Here is a 16,071-nt window from a genome sequence, read left to right on the forward strand (position 1 = left end):
TTTTGACTAAAACTTAAGTAGAATAGTTAAAAGGAGGGGATAAACGTGCATCAAGTATATATTGATCTTATTATGAGTGTATTATTGGAACAGTTTGAAACTGAAAAAAACTTTTTAGATGAATACTTGCTGATCAGCCCAGAACAATGGCAAAAATGGAAAGATGGCGAGAAAAATTTGCCTTCTGAAGCGATGCAGAAAGTAAAAAATCTTTTCACTGATTATGAATGGATGCTTACGCAAAAGATTTTGCGTCAAACGATTATTTTTCCCGAGAAACGAAATATTGCTGTTGCAGAGTATAAACAAATTAAAACACGTATCGCGCAAAAATGGCTAAGCAGCAAAGCAGCAAAAGTCGAGCTGATCCCTTTGAAAAACAATCAGCAGGCTGGTAGGTACCTTGACTTGAAAGTAAGTATTCAATATGATGAATGGGGCTATGACGATATTTTGAATTTTCGTCTGCCAGCAGATGTTCAAAAACAGATTGAAGGAGAAAAAATCGAACTTCTTGATTGGGTGAATGAAAATCTGGAAGAAACTTACGTTCATGATACGAACGGGGAACGTGAAGAACAACGAAAGGATTTTTCAAGTGAATAAATTTTTAGGAATTGGAGCAGTTGTGATTATGATCGCAGCAATGGGCTATGTTATTTTTAGCGATGATGACGCGCATGTTCAAGCCGGCAATCAAACGGTCGAACGAACAAGCACCAAAACAACTGCTAGTAAAGAAAAGAACAGTCAAACAACAAGCAGCAAGGCAAAGGACAAAGAAACACAAGATCGTACATCCAAACAATTGCCAGATGTTAAAACAGACGATTGGCAGCTAGTTTTGGTTGGTCCAGATCACAAATTAGAAAAAGAAATCGATGAGTCTACTCAATTGGCATCATTGAGTAATGGATATTTGATCGACAAACGTATTGCTCCGGAATATGAAGCATTTGCTAAAGCTGCCGAAGAAGCTGGGTTTCCGTTAGTTATGGTTTCAGCTTACCGGTCTGTATCATCCCAACAACAAGTTTTCGAACAAAATGTCCAAGATGTGATGAGTCGCCAAGGTGTATCAGAAGAGGAGGCGACAAAAATCACTAAAGAAACGATTACGGAGCCAGGATACAGCGAACACCACACAGGTCTGGCAGTCGATGTCGTTGATCAAAACTGGTACAACAGTTATCCTTCTACTGTATTGGATGCAAGTTACGGAGATCAGCCTGGAGCTAAATGGATTGCAGAGAATGCTGCGCAGTATGGATTTATCGTTCGTTATCCAAAAGGACGCGAAGATATAACTAAAATCACATATGAACCTTGGCACTTACGTTATGTCGGTAAAGAAAATGCTGAGTATATCACCAAACACCAATTGACGCTAGAAGAATATCTGAATGAATTAAATGAAAAGTAGGAATTGATCATGGCGAAAAAAAAATGGAAGAAGCAAAAGCGCAAGAATATCCGTTGGCCAGCAGTGGTTGCCGGTGTAGTAGTGATACTCCTAGCCTTTGTTTTTTCCTTGAAGAATCTGTCTTCTCCTTTTACTGATAATCAGCAAGAAAATGAAGCGCAATCCCATCAGCAATTTATTGAACGGCTTGTTCCACATGCCCAAGAACTACAAGATGGTTATGGAGTGCTTCCTAGTATCATTTTAGGACAAGCTATATTAGAATCGAATTGGGGAAAAAGTACCTTGGCTAGCAAATACAATAATCTTTTCGGGATCAAGGCTTATGGGGATCAGAAGAAAGTAAGCCTGGAAACAAAGGAATTTGTTAACGAAGAATGGATAACTATCCAAGGAGACTTCAAAGTGTATGATTCATGGGAACAGTCCATGGATGACCATACACAACTGTTTGTCCAAGGAGTAGATTGGAATCCTGCACTGTATGAAAAAGTGATTACGGCCACCAATTATCAGGAAGCCGCACAAGCATTGCAAGATGCAGGTTATGCGACAGACACCGGTTATGCGCAAAAAATCATCCAGGTCATCGAGACGTATCAGTTGAATCAGTATGACCGGAGATAGCAAAGGAGAAGTGGCTGATGGCAGAACAATTTACGCCGGAAATCATGACGGAATTGAGAAAAGATATCGTAAGAGTACCGGAAATCATTTTAGAAGCAAGCGGGATCAAGATATTTGGAAAATTGATTCGTTCGATCATCTTTACTACGGATATCGCAATCATACGAAATACAAATGCGAATGCAGTAATTGCTGTGTATCCTTTTACACCACATCCAGCAATTACTAAAAGTATCATTGAGGCAGCTGATATTCCGGTTTTTTCCGGTGTAGGAGGCGGATTGACACAAGGTGCTCGTTCTTCTTACATGAGCATGTTTGCAGAAGCGCAAGGTTCTTTAGGGGTCGTTTTGAATGGTCCTACGCCTTTAGAGACAGTAAAAGAAGTTTGTCGAGTAGTTGATATCCCAGTTATCAGTACGGTAACATCGAAATATACAGAAATTGATGAAAAGCTAGCAGCTGGTATTTCGATTATCAATATCAGTGCGGGAAAAGAAACTGCAGAAGCAGTACGTCATTTTCGTAAAAAGTATCCTGAACTTCCTATTATTGCGACAGGCGGACCAACGGAAGAAAGTATTGCTGAGACCATTCAAGCAGGAGCAAATGCCATCACGTATACGCCGCCAAGTAGCGGAGAGCTTTTTAGTCGTAAAATGGAAAAATATCGGGAAACTGAAAAAGGAAACATGGATAACAGGTAAGAAGTAGAGGCTGGGACAGAAGCGTTTAACTCCAAGAAATAAAAAGGAATTCACGAAATTTGCTTTTCAAATTTTTGTGAATTTCAGCTTATTTCCGAAGGAGTTGCTTCTGCTTCCGCCGTTTATACGTATTTAGAGCGTGAGACAAAAGTGTTCTTTACTTTTGTCCCACGCTCTTTTTCCGGTTAAATGGTGTTCTCTTACCAATTCCTCGGTCACAAGTCACAATATTCATCAAACATGGGAAGCTGTTTTTTTTAAATTGTTTCTTGTGACTCGGAGCTGAACGGCAGGCTCGCGACCTCTTTTATACTTGGTCCTATTTGTTCGAAATTCAGAAATAAAAGAAGATTTTTTTGTTTTTTTATCTGTAATGTACATATAAACGGTCGGAATATGTTGTTATTATTAGCTTTACGTCAAAAAAATGTCTTGATTTATTGAAGCGCTTTCTATAGAATGAAAAACGAATAAAAACTAAAAAAGGCACCCGGCAATTTAGTAGCAGCTAAATCGCCGGGGCTTGAAAAGTCAGCGGGAACTGACCAATCAAGTTGCCATAGTCAATGCTTGTGCATCGACGTGTATATTGTACCTAATTTCATACAGAATTACTAGTTATTTTTTCTGATTTTTTAGGGAATAATATACGCAGAGTGGCACGCTTATTTAGCTATGTCAAGGATATTGGACGGTTGTCTGATATCCTTTTTTCTTTGCGCAATTATCCTCCCATCATTGAAGCAAGAAGTGTGTGTAGCAATGGAAAAAGAATCAGCACTATCTAATTTTCCTTGAAAGTATTGAGTTGTTCATCCTAGGCAGAACAAAAAGGCAAGCCTTGGTTTTTATTCGCCTTTAAAAAAGATAGTTTTATAAATATATACTGTATAAAAATACAGTATATTGAAAAATGTCAATGGAAGTAGAGGTGTAGAAAATGAAGAAAAAAATGAGAATCATCTTAGCATTAAGTGTTATGTTATTATTCTTGACGGCTTGTGGGCAAGAGGATGACGAAAAAATCACGTTGAACATGGCTTGGTGGGGTTCACAAGTTCGACACGATGCAACGGTAAAAGTAATCGAGCTTTACGAAGAAAAAAATCCTCATGTGACGATCGAGTATGAATTCTATGATTATGAAGGATATTACACAAAATTAGGTACGCTAGCAGCATCAAATGATATCTGGGATATTTTTCAATTAAATAATCAATTTCCTCAATACATCAATCAGATTGAACCATTAGATGAATATGTGGAGCAAGGGATAATTGATGTTTCTAATGCAGATGAATCCTATTTGGCAACGACGATTTACGACGGGCAATTAGTTGGACTGTCCAACGGGGTGAACTCGTTTGCGATTGCTTACAATAAAAATATATTTGAACAATTAGGTATCCCTGAACCTGCTTCCAATTGGACATGGGAAGAATTTGAACAAATCAGCTATCAAATCACTGAAGAATTAGGGATCTATGCTATTTCAAGGTTCGAAGATTTTATAGCTGGCTGTATTATTCAAATACCGCAAGTTGAGAAAGGATTGAATTTTTATAATCAGGAGGATTTATCTAACAGCTTGGGATTCGAAAATCCGGATTATTTAACAGATTTTTTCCAGCTGCGTAAAAATCTGGTAGACAAAGGTGCCCATCCAGAACCGGGTGGTGGAGCTGCAAGTACGACAGATCTGTCTTTTCAGGCAGTTAGAGATAGCGAAGCAGCGATGGTTTTTCTATCAAGTAACCAGTTGACAGAAATTTTGTCAGGCGCTCCTGAAGACATGGAAATTCGATTGATTAATCCCCCTCGCAGAAAAGCAGATGGAGAATCTGGTATTCCTTTACGTTCTTCGCAAATGCTGAGTATGGCAAAAAATTCAGCACACAAAGAAGAAGCGGCTAAATTTATTGATTTCTTCCAAAACAGTGAAGAAGCCAATGAGATTTTAAAAGGAGAACGCGGTGTATCAATCATGTCCAATATTCGAGAACAACTCGCTCAGACAGATGATACAACTTTACAAGCGACATTCGACTATTTAGAAATGATCTCCGATATGGATAACGGTGAAGTAAATGTTTTTGATAGCGCTTTAAATCCAGAGATCCAAGATCAATACAATCTTTTGGTAGAAAAAGTCATCTATGAAGAAATGACAGCAGAAGAAGCAGCAGAGAGTTTTTATGAGTTTGCTTCAAACATTCTGGAATAGTAACAGGAGGAAAGCATGAAAAAAGAAAAACTAAAACGATTCATGAATCAAGATAACGTGGTCGGTTACGTATTTGCTTCTCCATTTATTCTAGGATTTCTATTGATAACGGTAATACCGATGATCTTGTCTCTTTATTATTCGTTTACCGATTATCGTCTGGGGAATCCAGTCTCATGGATCGGCTTGGATAATTATATAAAAATGCTAAGTGATGCTCGTTTTTTGAACTCCATTCGAGTCACTTTTCTCTATGTATTTGCCTCTGTGCCTGTGAAACTGATCTTTGGTCTATTGATTGCTTATCTTTTAACGAGAAATATCAAAGGGACGACTTTCTTTCGTTCTTTGTATTATGTACCTAGTTTGATTGGCGGCAGTATTTCTATTGCTCTAGTGTGGCGAGAATTGTTTTCTAAAAATGGGTTAGTGAATATTTTTCTAGAACGACTAGGCGCACCAGCACTTTCCTGGTTTGGCGATCAAAAATTGGTCATGATCCCTCTTGTTTTGATGTCTGCTTGGCAATTCGGTTCGGCAATGATCATCTTTGCTGCAGGTATCAAAGAGATCCCAGCCTCGTATTATGAAGCGGCAGAGATCGATGGAGCGAACAAATGGCAGTCGTTTTACAAGATCACGCTACCTCTTCTTTCGCCAATCATTTTGTATAACTTGGTCATGCAGACGATTGCAGCGTTTATGACTTTCACGCAAGCGTTCATCATTACCCAAGGTGGTCCGAATGATGCCACGAACTTTTATGCTCTTTATGTGTATAACCAAGCATTCTCTTTTAATTCTATGGGGTATGCTAGTGCTATTTCGTGGATCATGCTGTTGATCATGGGCGCTGTTACCTTTCTGATTTTCAAATCATCAAAAAAATGGGTCGTTGTGTGAACGGGGGGAGGAAAAAATGAATAAAACAGTAATGAAATGGTTCCAGTACGGGTTTATTTTGCTATTAGGTCTAGTCATGATTTATCCAGTCTTGTGGATGATCGCAGGTTCTTTTAAAACGGATCAAGAGATTCTGAGTGGTTCACTGAATTTGATTCCAGAAACTTTTCGATGGGAAAATTACGCAGAAGGATGGGCAGGTTTTGCTGGAATCTCATTTTTCACGTTCTTTAAGAATTCGTTTGTCATCTCTGCGGTATCAACGATCGGGACAGTGCTGAGCTCGACTTGTATTGCTTACGCATTATCGAGGATCGATTTCAAAGGAAAAAGGTTCTGGTTCGTCGTCATGTTAGTAACGATGATGATTCCTGCACAAGTGATTTTGATCCCGCAGTTTATTATTTACAATCGGCTGAATTTGGTTGGTACGTATGTGCCGCTGATTTTACCGCACTTTTTTGGACAAGCATTTTTTATTTACCAGATCATGCAATTCATGGTCGGTATTCCCAAAGAGTTAGATGAATCTGCGATTATTGACGGATGCAGCAAATATAGTGTCTTTACCAAAATTATTTTTCCTTTGCTAAAACCTTCGATCATCACCACGATCATTATCCAGTTTTATTGGAAATGGGATGACTTTATGGGACCGCTGATCTATTTGAACAAGCCGAGATCTTATACCGTATCGATTGCTATCAAATTATTTGCAGATGCTGGATCTAGCACGACTTACGCCAGTATGTTTGCGATGTCTACGCTGTCTCTGCTGCCGGTTTTTCTGATTTTCTTATTCTTCAATAAATATCTCGTCCAAGGAATCAGTACAAGCGGCTTGAAAGGCTGAATATGAAAAAGCCAATAGAGGAGATGTTTCTTTACAAGATCAACTACTATTTCTGTCGGATTTTTTTAACCAGTCTTATCAGTCATGGTCTTTTCGCTTTTTTTCTAGGATGTTTTTTCACTTTAGGATTAACGCTTTCTGCTCATGTTATCTATCTGATTTATTTTTTGATGATGTATCCTGCTTATTATCTATCTGCCCATTATTTGGCGGAAAAGAAGGTAGGTTGGCGGAAAGAAAAAATCAAAAGGTCATGTTTCATTGTTGCGTTGTTTCAGCTGTTCGTTCTTATTTTTGCAGCTGATTGGTATTTGTTCATAGAAAAGGCTGATGCTTGGTATCTGATTCCTTTTCTATTGTGTCTGTTGCTTTTTGTATCCCATGGTTTTTTTAGTACGCTAATTGATGTCTGCAAAGAAGAGAAAGCAGATAGTCTTATTTATTTGATCAAAAGGAATATCTGGCTGTTGTCAAAAAACGTCAAAGGGTTTCTGTGGTATTTCTGTCTTTTGTATGGGCTGTTTTGGTGTATACAGTATGATTTTTTACTTGCTGCATTGCTGTATCCTGGACTGCCGTTTGTCACGGCATGCTGGTTAAAAGAAAAGGAGAATGAGTTTAAATGAAGAAAAAATATGTACAAGTCGGTCTTGGCGGAAGAGCTCGCTTTTTTTATGAGGCAATTGCCTCTACGTATCATCAAACTTGTGAACTGGTCGGTTTTTGTGATGTGTCTCAAACAAGAATGGATTATGCAAATCGAGTACTTGTGAACAAGTATGGACAGAAGAAAGTAAAGACATGTATGCCATCGCAATTTGAACAGCTACTGGATGATGTACAGCCAGATGAAGTCATTATTACGTCAGTAGATCGAACGCATCATGATTATATCATCCGTGCAATGAGAAAAGGGTATGATGTTATTTGCGAAAAACCTCTGACTATTGATGAGGAAAAAGCGCAAGAAATAATAACTGTCCAAAAACAAACGGGAAGGAATCTGCGAGTCACTTTCAATTATCGTTATGCGCCATATCACACGAAGATAAAGGAACTGCTGGAAAAAGACATAATCGGCGATGTTTTCTCTATCCACTTTGAATGGTTGCTGAATACGCAGCACGGGGCAGATTATTTCAGAAGATGGCATCGAAATAAACACAATAGTGGCGGACTTCTCGTGCACAAATCTACCCATCATTTTGATCTGGTGAACTTTTGGTTGAGTAGCCAGCCAAAAAAGGTATTCGCATTTGGTGGATTGAATTTTTATGGAATGCATAATGCGGAAAAACGCGGAGTAGAAACATTTTACAGTCGATGCTATGGAAGCGAACTAGCCAAAAATGATCCATTTGCTATAGATCTATCAGCCAATGAGGAATTACGAGAAATGTATTTGGAAGCAGAAGAAGACAGTGGATACATTCGTGATCGCAGTGTATTTTCCGATGATATCTCTATTGAAGATACGTTAGGAGTGACGGTCAAATACGAGACTGGTACGATATTGACGTATTCGCTAAATGCGTATATGCCGTGGGAAGGATTCAATGTTTCTTTTAATGGCAGCAAAGGACGGATCGAAATGAAAGTGATCGAAAAGTCCTATATCAACGCTGGTGGAGATAAAACAGACGAGGGAGCAGCCGTTCTTCAGTCCATCCAGGTCTATCCGATGTTCGGTGAACCCTATGAGGTAATCGTTGAACAAGAAGCAGGCGGACATGGCGGAGGAGATCCACGTTTGTTGGATGATCTATTTGGCGAAGCAAAGGAAGAAGATCCGTGGAATCGAGCAGCAACTCACGTAGATGGTATCCTGTCGATCTTGACAGGAATTGCAGCAAATCACTCTATTGCTTCAGGAAAAGCAGTGGCGATTGACGAACTTGTCAGCTTCAAGGAATAAGAAGGAATTTACGAAAATTATTTCCTGTACGTTATAAATCTGTGCGCTATTGCCGTAGGTTGTCTTTGGAACACTATTTATTCGAAAGAAGGGTTGTGACACGTTTTTTTTCACAATCCTTTTTGTGTGGAATAGAATTTTTGGATAAGTGAAAATAAAAATAACTATTTAAACCCGAACAAAAAGGAGTAATGCATTAAAAATCATTAGATTTTACAAAAAAATAAGTAAACCACGTTGTCAGTTTCAGAAAGTAGTGTTAGACTATTTTCAATATTTGAAACAACATTCTTTATTCAAATATGTCAAACTGCCTTCACGTGCAAAACAGTTGCAAGAAAATGATTTTACACTATTATTAGTTTTACATACCTACTTATATATCGTCATAATATGGATGACAGTTTCTAGCCAGTACCGTAAATGCTGGACTATAAGTAAAAGATTGGCTATTTCACCCTTCTTTTCTTATGATAAAGTGGAGGGTGTTTTTCTTTAACAGAAACATAGTAGGTTTTTGCACAAAAGCGGTTTTTTGGTATTAATAAATGATAAAGGAGCAAATAAAGTGAAAGAATTAGTTGAACGTATTCAAAAAGACGGACGTATATTAGGCGAGGGCGTACTAAAAGTCGACAGTTTCGTCACTCACCAAGTAGACCCTGTATTGATGGAACAAATGGGACAACGGTTTGCAGAAGTATTTAAAGAACAAGGGATCACGAAAGTTGTGACCATTGAATCTTCTGGGATCGCACCAGCTTTATTTGCTGCAAAAGAATTAGGTGTTCCAATGATCTTCGCCAGAAAAGCAAAAAGCTTGACGATGGATGAAGAATTATTGACGGCTTCTGTTTATTCTTTTACGAAACAAGTGACAAGTACGATTTCTATTTCTCGTAAATTCTTATCTTCAGAAGATAAAGTATTGATTATTGACGATTTCTTGGCAAACGGACAAGCGGCAAAAGGATTGATTGAATTATGCCAGCAAGCTGGAGCTCAAGTAGAAGGAATCGGGATCGTCATTGAAAAGTCTTTCCAAGATGGACGTCAGTTGCTTGAAGAAATGGGATTGAGAGTCGTTTCTCTTGCACGTATCGCTTCCTTGACGAATGGACAAGTTGAGTTTCTTGAGGAGGACGCATAAACGTGGAAAAAGAAACACAAAATGGAAAAGCCGCGGTTTTAGGGCTGCAGCATCTATTAGCGATGTATGCAGGAGCAGTAGCGGTGCCTCTTTTGATCGGTACAGGACTAGGCTTTAATCAAGAACAGATGACTTACTTGATTTCAATTGATATCTTTATGTGTGGATTAGCAACATTATTGCAATTGACCGTTAACCGATTTTTCGGAATTGGCTTGCCTGTTGTTTTAGGATGTGCGATCCAAGCAGTAGCGCCGCTGATCTTGATCGGAACTAATGAAGGAGTAGGAGCTATTTACGGATCTATTATCGCTTCAGGTATCTTTGTTGTGTTAGTTTCAGGTATCTTTTCTAAAATCAAGAAATTATTCCCGCCTTTAGTAACAGGAACGGTTATCACCGTTATTGGTTTGACATTGATTCCAGTAGCAATTGAAAAAATGGGTGGCGGTAATGCAACAGCGGCTGATTTTGGTGACAAAACAAATCTACTACTTGCATTTGTGACGATTCTCCTCATTGTAGGTGTGCAAATGTTGGCAAAAGGGTTCATTCGTTCCATCGCGGTATTGATTGGTTTAGTCGGTGGAAGCATCTTAGCTGCTTTCAGGGGAATGATCGATCTGAGTGCGATTGGAGATGCACCGTTGTTCCATGTCCCACAACCCTTTTATTTTGGTAAGCCAACTTTTGATGTATGGTCGATTTTACTGATGATCATCATTTCTATGGTCAGCATGGTAGAATCAACGGGTGTATATTTTGCGCTTGGTGACATTACTGGAAAGAATGTTGGAGAAGAAGAATTGAAAAAAGGATATCGTGCAGAAGGACTTGCCGTTATCTTAGGCGGTATTTTCAATACATTCCCTTACACAGGCTTTTCTCAAAATGTCGGATTGGTTCAACTTTCGGGTATCAAAACGAGAAAACCTATCTACTTCTCTGCGTTCTTCTTGATTGTTTTAGGATTATTCCCTAAAATCGGTGCGTTAGCACAAATCATTCCTGAGCCGGTACTTGGTGGAGGAATGTTAGTCATGTTCGGGATGGTGGCAGTCCAAGGAATCCGTATGCTGTTGGAAGTTGATTTCAGCAATGATAAAAATCTATTGATTGTTGCTGTTTCTGTTGGATTTGGGCTAGGTTTCAATATTACGCCGACATTATTCAGTCAAATGCCTCAAACATTGCAAATGTTCACTGGCAATGGCATCGTAATGAGTAGTATTACGGCGATCATATTGAATCTGATCTTTAATGGTTTAAAAAAAGATGAAGAAATAGTAGAAGAAGCCTTCAAAAAATAATGAAGTAAAAGAAAAGTTGTGAAACCAGCGTTTTGAGTGAATAGCGAGGATCAGCTGATTGAATACCATTTATATTAAAAAAGGATGTGACATCACTTTTGTCACATTCTTTTTTTATGCCTTCGACAAACACGAACAATAAAATGGTTTTCTTTATCAATATTCGAAATTTCTTTGACATCAAAAAATACGATTGTTAAAATATGGGTGTAGAAAAACTGGGAGGAAAAACAATGACAGCAAAAATCTCTGTGATTATGGGGAGTACTTCAGATTGGGAAACAATGAAAGAAGCATGTCAAATATTGGAAGAATTCGGTGTGTCTTATGAAAAAAAAGTCGTTTCTGCTCATCGCACACCAGATTTGATGTTTGAATATGCACAAAGCGCTCGAGAAAAAGGAATCAAAATCATTATTGCAGGAGCAGGTGGAGCCGCCCATCTACCGGGGATGGTTGCGGCAAAAACAACTTTGCCGGTTATCGGCGTACCGGTCCAATCACGAACATTAAATGGTTTAGATTCGCTTCTGTCGATTGTTCAAATGCCTGGAGGCGTGCCTGTGGCTACTACGGCAATCGGAAAAGCTGGAGCAATTAATGCTGGACTACTTGCGATACAGATGCTTTCCATGTATGATTTAGAATTGGAGGCTAAATTGGCTGAAAGACGTTCAATGTTGGCTAAAACTGTTATAGAAAGTAGTGATCAACTTGGTTAAACCTTTGTTGCCTGGTTCAACGATCGGGATCGTCGGCGGCGGTCAATTAGGTCGTATGATGGCGATTAGTGCAAAAGAAATGGGCTTTAAAGTAGGTGTGCTGGATCCTGTAAGTGATTGTCCAGCCGCACAAGTTGCAGATTGGCACATTGAAAGTGTCTATGATGACACCTTTGCGCTGAAAGAGCTTGCTAGAAGAACAGATGTCATTACCTATGAATTTGAAAATGTCAGTGTAGAGGCGCTAAATGCGATCTTACCCATGTCATTTATTCCTCAAGGGACAGACTTGCTTGCGATTACGCAAGACCGCCTATTGGAAAAATCTTTTTTGGAAACGAACAACATCGTGATTGCTCCTTATGCAACGATCGTCAGTCCGACAGATATCCAAGATGCGATTGACGGGATCGGTTATCCTTGCGTTTTGAAAACCACTCGAGGCGGTTATGATGGCAAAGGGCAGTATGTTTTGAAAAGTCGGGCAGACTTGGCCCCTGCAATGGATCTTTTAAGAGAAGGAACCTGTGTTTTAGAAGCTTGGATCCCATTTGAAAAAGAGATTTCGATCATGGTGGCAGGAAATGGACAAGGAGATTTCACAACTTTTCCGGTCGTGGAAAACATCCATCGAAACAACATTCTGCACGAAACGATTGCTCCAGCCGCGATTGCTCAGGATGTGATCGAGGAGGCTGAGCGTATTGCCCGTGTGATTGCAGAAGCAGTAAGCCTTTCAGGTGCTCTAGGGGTAGAAATGTTTTTAACAAAAACAGGCGGGTTATATGTGAATGAATTAGCCCCTCGTCCTCACAATTCTGGGCATTATTCTATCGAAGCTTGTTCTATGAGTCAGTTCGATGCCCATATTCGAGGGATTTGCGGCTGGCCATTAGGAGAAAAAGTGCGTCTGACAAGCAATGCAGTGATGGTCAATGTTTTGGGAGAACAACTGTTGGAAAGCTATCGCTTGATTGAGAATAAGCCAGACTGGCAATTCCATTTCTATGGAAAAAAACAAGCGAAAAAAGGTCGCAAGATGGGACATATCACTATCTTGACAGAAGACATCCAGCAAACGCTGGAAGAAATCAAACAAACGAATATTTGGGATTAGAGGAGAAAAAACATGTTAGAACGTTATACACGCCCTGAAATGGGGAATATCTGGACGGAAGAGAACAAATACCGTGCGTGGCTCGAAGTCGAGATTTTAGCAGATGAAGCTTGGGCAGAACTTGGTGAAATCCCGCAAGAAGATGTGAAAAAAATCCGCGAGCATGCATCATTTGATATCGATCGGATCTTGGAAATCGAAAAATCAACACGCCATGATGTCGTTGCTTTTACACGAGCAGTTTCTGAAACATTGGGAGAAGAAAGAAAATGGGTCCATTATGGTCTAACAAGTACGGATGTCGTAGATACTGCTTATGGCTATCTCATCAAGCAAGCAAATGATATTTTACGGGAAGACTTGAAACGTTTTACGGAAATCATTGGCGAAAAAGCAAAAGAACACAAATATACAGTGATGATGGGTCGAACACACGGTGTCCATGCTGAACCAACTACTTTTGGATTGAAACTTGCCACATGGTATTCAGAAATGAAACGGAACATCGAACGATTCGAACATGCGGCAAAAGGAGTAGAAGCAGGAAAAATCTCAGGAGCAGTGGGGACGTTCGCAAATATCCCGCCATTTATTGAAGAGTATGTATGTAAACAATTGGGGATCCGTCCGCAAGAAATCTCTACTCAAGTTCTCCCTCGGGATCTCCATGCTGAATATTTCTCAGCGATGGCGCTTATTGCTACAAGTATTGAACGCTTTGCAACAGAGATACGCGGATTGCAAAAGTCTGAAACACGTGAAGTAGAAGAGTTTTTTGCGAAAGGTCAAAAAGGTTCTTCTGCTATGCCGCACAAAAGGAATCCGATCGGTTCAGAAAATATGGCTGGTCTAGCCAGAGTGGTGCGCGGACACATGGTCACTGCCTATGAAAATGTCACATTATGGCATGAAAGAGATATCTCTCATTCTTCAGCCGAACGAATCATCTTGCCTGATACCACGATTTTATTGAATTACATGTTAAATCGTTTTGGCAATATCGTTAAAAATCTAACGGTCTTTCCTGAAAACATGAAGCGGAATATGTCTGCAACATTTGGTTTGATTTATAGCCAGCGCGTTATGCTGAAATTGATCGATAAGGGAATGACAAGAGAAGAAGCTTATGATCTTGTTCAGCCAAAAACTGCGTATGCTTGGGACAACCAAGTTCAGTTCCGCCCACTGTTAGAAGAAGATCCGACCATCACATCGGTATTATCTAAAGAAGAAATAGATGATGCCTTTGATTATCATCATCATTTGAAAAACGTTGACGTGATATTCAAACGAGTAGGTTTGGAATAAAGAAGAGTGAGTTGCAAAGTTCAATTAAAATAGAATAGCAAAAATAACCAAAAAAGAAGCAGATCCGTTAGCGGTTCTGCTTCTTTTAGTTTATTATGTTTTCTTATCAATGATAGGAACCTGATTGATAGGAACCTGATTTTAAAAGCGACTACCTCTTTACCGTGCCTCTTTACATACAAAAAAATAGAGGAATTAAGCGTAAATGGCTTGGCTATTATAACTAAAATGCTGGTTATGGAGATATTGCAGCAAATTTTCGAGAAAAGTATATTCCATCTCTTGTCCATTAAATAAGATTTGGATACGATAGTGATTTTTGAAACGTTTCTGCTCGTGGATCTGACTGATTAAAAGTTCGCCTTTGTGTTCTGTCCGATAACTAAAAGTCCTTTTACGGCATTCAGCGCAACGCTTAGCTGCTCGGCGGATTTTCCGAAAGGTATAAAAACTAGTATCTTTATTGCATAAATAAACGTCTTTGATCGACAACAAATCATTATATAGACAGGAACGTTCCTCAGCCGTTAATTCTGATAAAAAAAGCTGACCTTGTTTTATTGCATCTTCCATCGGCAAGTGCCTCCTCGATCCAGTTATCCAAATTTTTAGTTAATTTTAATATACCATCATTATATATAAATGTAAACGCTTGTTGATGAGGGAATTTTTGTACTTACAATAAAACACGAACATTAAAAGAATCTAATGCCTTTAATGTACATATTTATATTGATTTCTAAAAAGATGATTGTTAAAATTCAAAGTGAAAACACGAACAAAAATCGATGTATTTGCTTTCAATGTAAATAAAAAGGAGAGTCAGACATGGAGAAAAAAGAACTTCTGTACGAAGGGAAAGCCAAAAAATTATATCTTACCTCTGATGAAAACTTGATTTGGGTAGAATACTTAGATCAGGCGACTGCGTTGAATGGCGCGAGGAAAGATCAGATAAGTGGAAAAGGAGAATTGAATAATCAAATCACAAGTACGATTTTCCGCTATCTGACCCAGCGAGGAATAAAAAACCATTTTATTGAACAATTATCTAAAACCGAACAATTAGTAAAAAAAGTACAAATCATCCCTCTGGAAGTGGTTATCCGAAATATTGCAGCAGGAAGTTTCTCAAAACGTCTAGGTGTTCCTGAAGGCAAAAAATTAATCGAGCCAATCGTTGAATTCTACTATAAGGATGATCAGTTGGATGATCCTTTTGTCAATGAAGACCATATCTATTACTTGCAACTGGCAAAACCGGAAGAAATCAGTGAGCTGAAAACCCAAGCATTAGCTATCAATAAAATTTTGATCGAATTATTTGCTAAGGTTGGTCTGGTTTTAGTGGATTTCAAGCTTGAGTTTGGTCGGTCGAATGGAAAAATGTTGCTTGCGGACGAAGTAACACCGGATACTTGCCGATTATGGGATGAACGTACGAATGAACATATGGACAAAGACGTTTACCGCAGAGGCTTAGGTGATCTGATTCCAGTCTATCAAGAAGTATATAACCGTCTATCGGAACTAACTGAAGAAAAGGAGCGAGTATGATGTATTTCGTAAAAGTTTATGTAACCTATAAAGATTCAGTGTTAGATCCTCAAGGAGAGGCAGTAAAAAAAGCAGTCCATCGTATGGGATATGAAACAATCGAAGATATCCGTATCGGAAAATACTTTGAGATACAACTTGCTGATACAGAAGAACCAATCGATACAGTGATTGAAACGATTTGTGACAAGTTGCTTGCAAATGTAAATATGGAAACATACCGATATGAAATCAAAAAAATGGAGGAAGTATAAC

General features: G+C 38.9%; 17 protein-coding genes and 1 riboswitch. Of the genes, 16 read left to right on the top strand and 1 reads right to left on the bottom strand.

Going from position 1 to position 16,071, the window contains the following annotated elements:
* Positions 1-45 precede the first annotated feature (45 nt).
* The 14 genes from AB3I00_RS12450 (at position 46) to purB (ending at position 14,259) form a co-directional block, all read left to right on the top strand.
* Entirely contained in the window at positions 46-606 is a 561-nt protein-coding gene (locus AB3I00_RS12450) for a hypothetical protein (RefSeq protein ID WP_002293272.1), read from the top strand.
* Positions 599-1,423: a D-alanyl-D-alanine carboxypeptidase family protein gene (locus AB3I00_RS12455; RefSeq protein WP_002329114.1), complete on the top strand. Its 825-nt coding sequence runs from the start codon at positions 599-601 to the stop codon at positions 1,421-1,423. Before AB3I00_RS12450 ends, AB3I00_RS12455 begins: the two co-directional genes overlap by 8 nt.
* 9 nt (positions 1,424-1,432) lie before the next feature.
* A complete protein-coding gene (locus AB3I00_RS12460) occupies positions 1,433-2,050 on the top strand; it encodes a glycoside hydrolase family 73 protein (RefSeq protein WP_368025345.1) in 618 nt (205 codons plus the stop codon).
* Positions 2,051-2,067: 17 nt separating this feature from the next.
* Positions 2,068-2,757, top strand: a complete 690-nt coding sequence (locus AB3I00_RS12465; RefSeq protein ID WP_002293277.1) for a hypothetical protein — start codon at positions 2,068-2,070, stop codon at positions 2,755-2,757.
* Between the two features lie 940 nt (positions 2,758-3,697).
* Positions 3,698-4,981, top strand: a complete 1,284-nt coding sequence (locus tag AB3I00_RS12470; protein WP_368025346.1) for an ABC transporter substrate-binding protein — start codon at positions 3,698-3,700, stop codon at positions 4,979-4,981.
* Between the two features lie 15 nt (positions 4,982-4,996).
* Positions 4,997-5,884 carry a carbohydrate ABC transporter permease gene (locus AB3I00_RS12475; protein WP_002313850.1) on the top strand — a complete coding sequence of 296 codons (888 nt, stop codon included), beginning with the start codon at positions 4,997-4,999 and terminating at the stop codon, positions 5,882-5,884.
* Positions 5,885-5,900: 16 nt separating this feature from the next.
* Complete coding sequence (locus AB3I00_RS12480) at positions 5,901-6,737, top strand: carbohydrate ABC transporter permease (protein WP_002292245.1); 837 nt, start codon at positions 5,901-5,903, stop codon at positions 6,735-6,737.
* A gap of 2 nt (positions 6,738-6,739) precedes the next feature.
* Positions 6,740-7,363 (top strand): hypothetical protein, encoded by a 624-nt coding sequence (locus AB3I00_RS12485; protein ID WP_002315164.1) that lies wholly within the window; start codon positions 6,740-6,742, stop codon positions 7,361-7,363.
* Positions 7,360-8,652, top strand: coding sequence for a Gfo/Idh/MocA family protein (locus AB3I00_RS12490; protein WP_086286081.1), 1,293 nt, complete (start codon positions 7,360-7,362; stop codon positions 8,650-8,652). Before AB3I00_RS12485 ends, AB3I00_RS12490 begins: the two co-directional genes overlap by 4 nt.
* A 356-nt stretch (positions 8,653-9,008) precedes the next feature.
* A riboswitch (purine riboswitch) is annotated at positions 9,009-9,106 on the top strand.
* Between the two features lie 114 nt (positions 9,107-9,220).
* The gene (locus tag AB3I00_RS12495; RefSeq protein WP_368025347.1) at positions 9,221-9,802 is read left to right on the top strand and encodes a xanthine phosphoribosyltransferase; all 582 of its coding nucleotides are present in this window, start codon (positions 9,221-9,223) and stop codon (positions 9,800-9,802) included.
* 2 nt (positions 9,803-9,804) lie between these two features.
* Positions 9,805-11,112 (top strand): nucleobase:cation symporter-2 family protein, encoded by a 1,308-nt coding sequence (locus tag AB3I00_RS12500; protein ID WP_368025348.1) that lies wholly within the window; start codon positions 9,805-9,807, stop codon positions 11,110-11,112.
* A 233-nt stretch (positions 11,113-11,345) separates the two neighbouring features.
* Entirely contained in the window at positions 11,346-11,834 is a 489-nt protein-coding gene (gene purE, locus AB3I00_RS12505; protein WP_002315162.1) for a 5-(carboxyamino)imidazole ribonucleotide mutase, read from the top strand.
* Complete coding sequence (gene purK / locus AB3I00_RS12510; protein ID WP_002315161.1) at positions 11,827-12,951, top strand: 5-(carboxyamino)imidazole ribonucleotide synthase; 1,125 nt, start codon at positions 11,827-11,829, stop codon at positions 12,949-12,951. The genes purE and purK overlap by 8 nt, the downstream gene beginning before the upstream one ends.
* 12 nt (positions 12,952-12,963) lie before the next feature.
* Positions 12,964-14,259, top strand: a complete 1,296-nt coding sequence (purB, locus tag AB3I00_RS12515; RefSeq protein WP_002306865.1) for an adenylosuccinate lyase — start codon at positions 12,964-12,966, stop codon at positions 14,257-14,259.
* A gap of 195 nt (positions 14,260-14,454) precedes the next feature.
* On the opposite strand, the gene AB3I00_RS12520 is transcribed toward purB, so the two are convergent.
* Positions 14,455-14,832: a hypothetical protein gene (locus tag AB3I00_RS12520; RefSeq protein WP_010732725.1), complete on the bottom strand. Its 378-nt coding sequence runs from the start codon at positions 14,830-14,832 to the stop codon at positions 14,455-14,457.
* A gap of 255 nt (positions 14,833-15,087) precedes the next feature.
* Here AB3I00_RS12520 and purC point away from each other — a divergent pair, with 255 nt between their 5' ends.
* Positions 15,088-15,816, top strand: coding sequence for a phosphoribosylaminoimidazolesuccinocarboxamide synthase (gene purC, locus AB3I00_RS12525; RefSeq protein WP_002292230.1), 729 nt, complete (start codon positions 15,088-15,090; stop codon positions 15,814-15,816).
* Entirely contained in the window at positions 15,816-16,070 is a 255-nt protein-coding gene (purS, locus tag AB3I00_RS12530) for a phosphoribosylformylglycinamidine synthase subunit PurS (RefSeq protein WP_002309490.1), read from the top strand. Before purC ends, purS begins: the two co-directional genes overlap by 1 nt.
* The last annotated feature ends 1 nt before the right edge of the window (position 16,071 follow it).

It is taken from the genome of Enterococcus sp. C76 (assembly GCF_040886985.1).
GTDB lineage: Bacteria > Bacillota > Bacilli > Lactobacillales > Enterococcaceae > Enterococcus_B > Enterococcus_B lactis.

What these genes read in the sequence shown, in the direction of transcription:
- AB3I00_RS12460 (WP_368025345.1), top strand. Translation starts at nt 1,433, where the DNA reads ATGGCGAAAAAAAAATGGAAGAAGCAAAAGCGCAAGAATATCCGTTGG.
- AB3I00_RS12465 (WP_002293277.1), top strand. Translation starts at nt 2,068, where the DNA reads ATGGCAGAACAATTTACGCCGGAAATCATGACGGAATTGAGAAAAGAT.
- AB3I00_RS12470 (WP_368025346.1), top strand. Translation starts at nt 3,698, where the DNA reads ATGAAGAAAAAAATGAGAATCATCTTAGCATTAAGTGTTATGTTATTA.
- AB3I00_RS12475 (WP_002313850.1), top strand. Translation starts at nt 4,997, where the DNA reads ATGAAAAAAGAAAAACTAAAACGATTCATGAATCAAGATAACGTGGTC.
- AB3I00_RS12480 (WP_002292245.1), top strand. Translation starts at nt 5,901, where the DNA reads ATGAATAAAACAGTAATGAAATGGTTCCAGTACGGGTTTATTTTGCTA.
- AB3I00_RS12485 (WP_002315164.1), top strand. Translation starts at nt 6,740, where the DNA reads ATGAAAAAGCCAATAGAGGAGATGTTTCTTTACAAGATCAACTACTAT.
- AB3I00_RS12490 (WP_086286081.1), top strand. Translation starts at nt 7,360, where the DNA reads ATGAAGAAAAAATATGTACAAGTCGGTCTTGGCGGAAGAGCTCGCTTT.
- purE (WP_002315162.1), top strand. Translation starts at nt 11,346, where the DNA reads ATGACAGCAAAAATCTCTGTGATTATGGGGAGTACTTCAGATTGGGAA.
- purB (WP_002306865.1), top strand. Translation starts at nt 12,964, where the DNA reads ATGTTAGAACGTTATACACGCCCTGAAATGGGGAATATCTGGACGGAA.
- AB3I00_RS12520 (WP_010732725.1), bottom strand. Translation starts at nt 14,832, where the DNA reads ATGGAAGATGCAATAAAACAAGGTCAGCTTTTTTTATCAGAATTAACG.
- purC (WP_002292230.1), top strand. Translation starts at nt 15,088, where the DNA reads ATGGAGAAAAAAGAACTTCTGTACGAAGGGAAAGCCAAAAAATTATAT.
- purS (WP_002309490.1), top strand. Translation starts at nt 15,816, where the DNA reads ATGTATTTCGTAAAAGTTTATGTAACCTATAAAGATTCAGTGTTAGAT.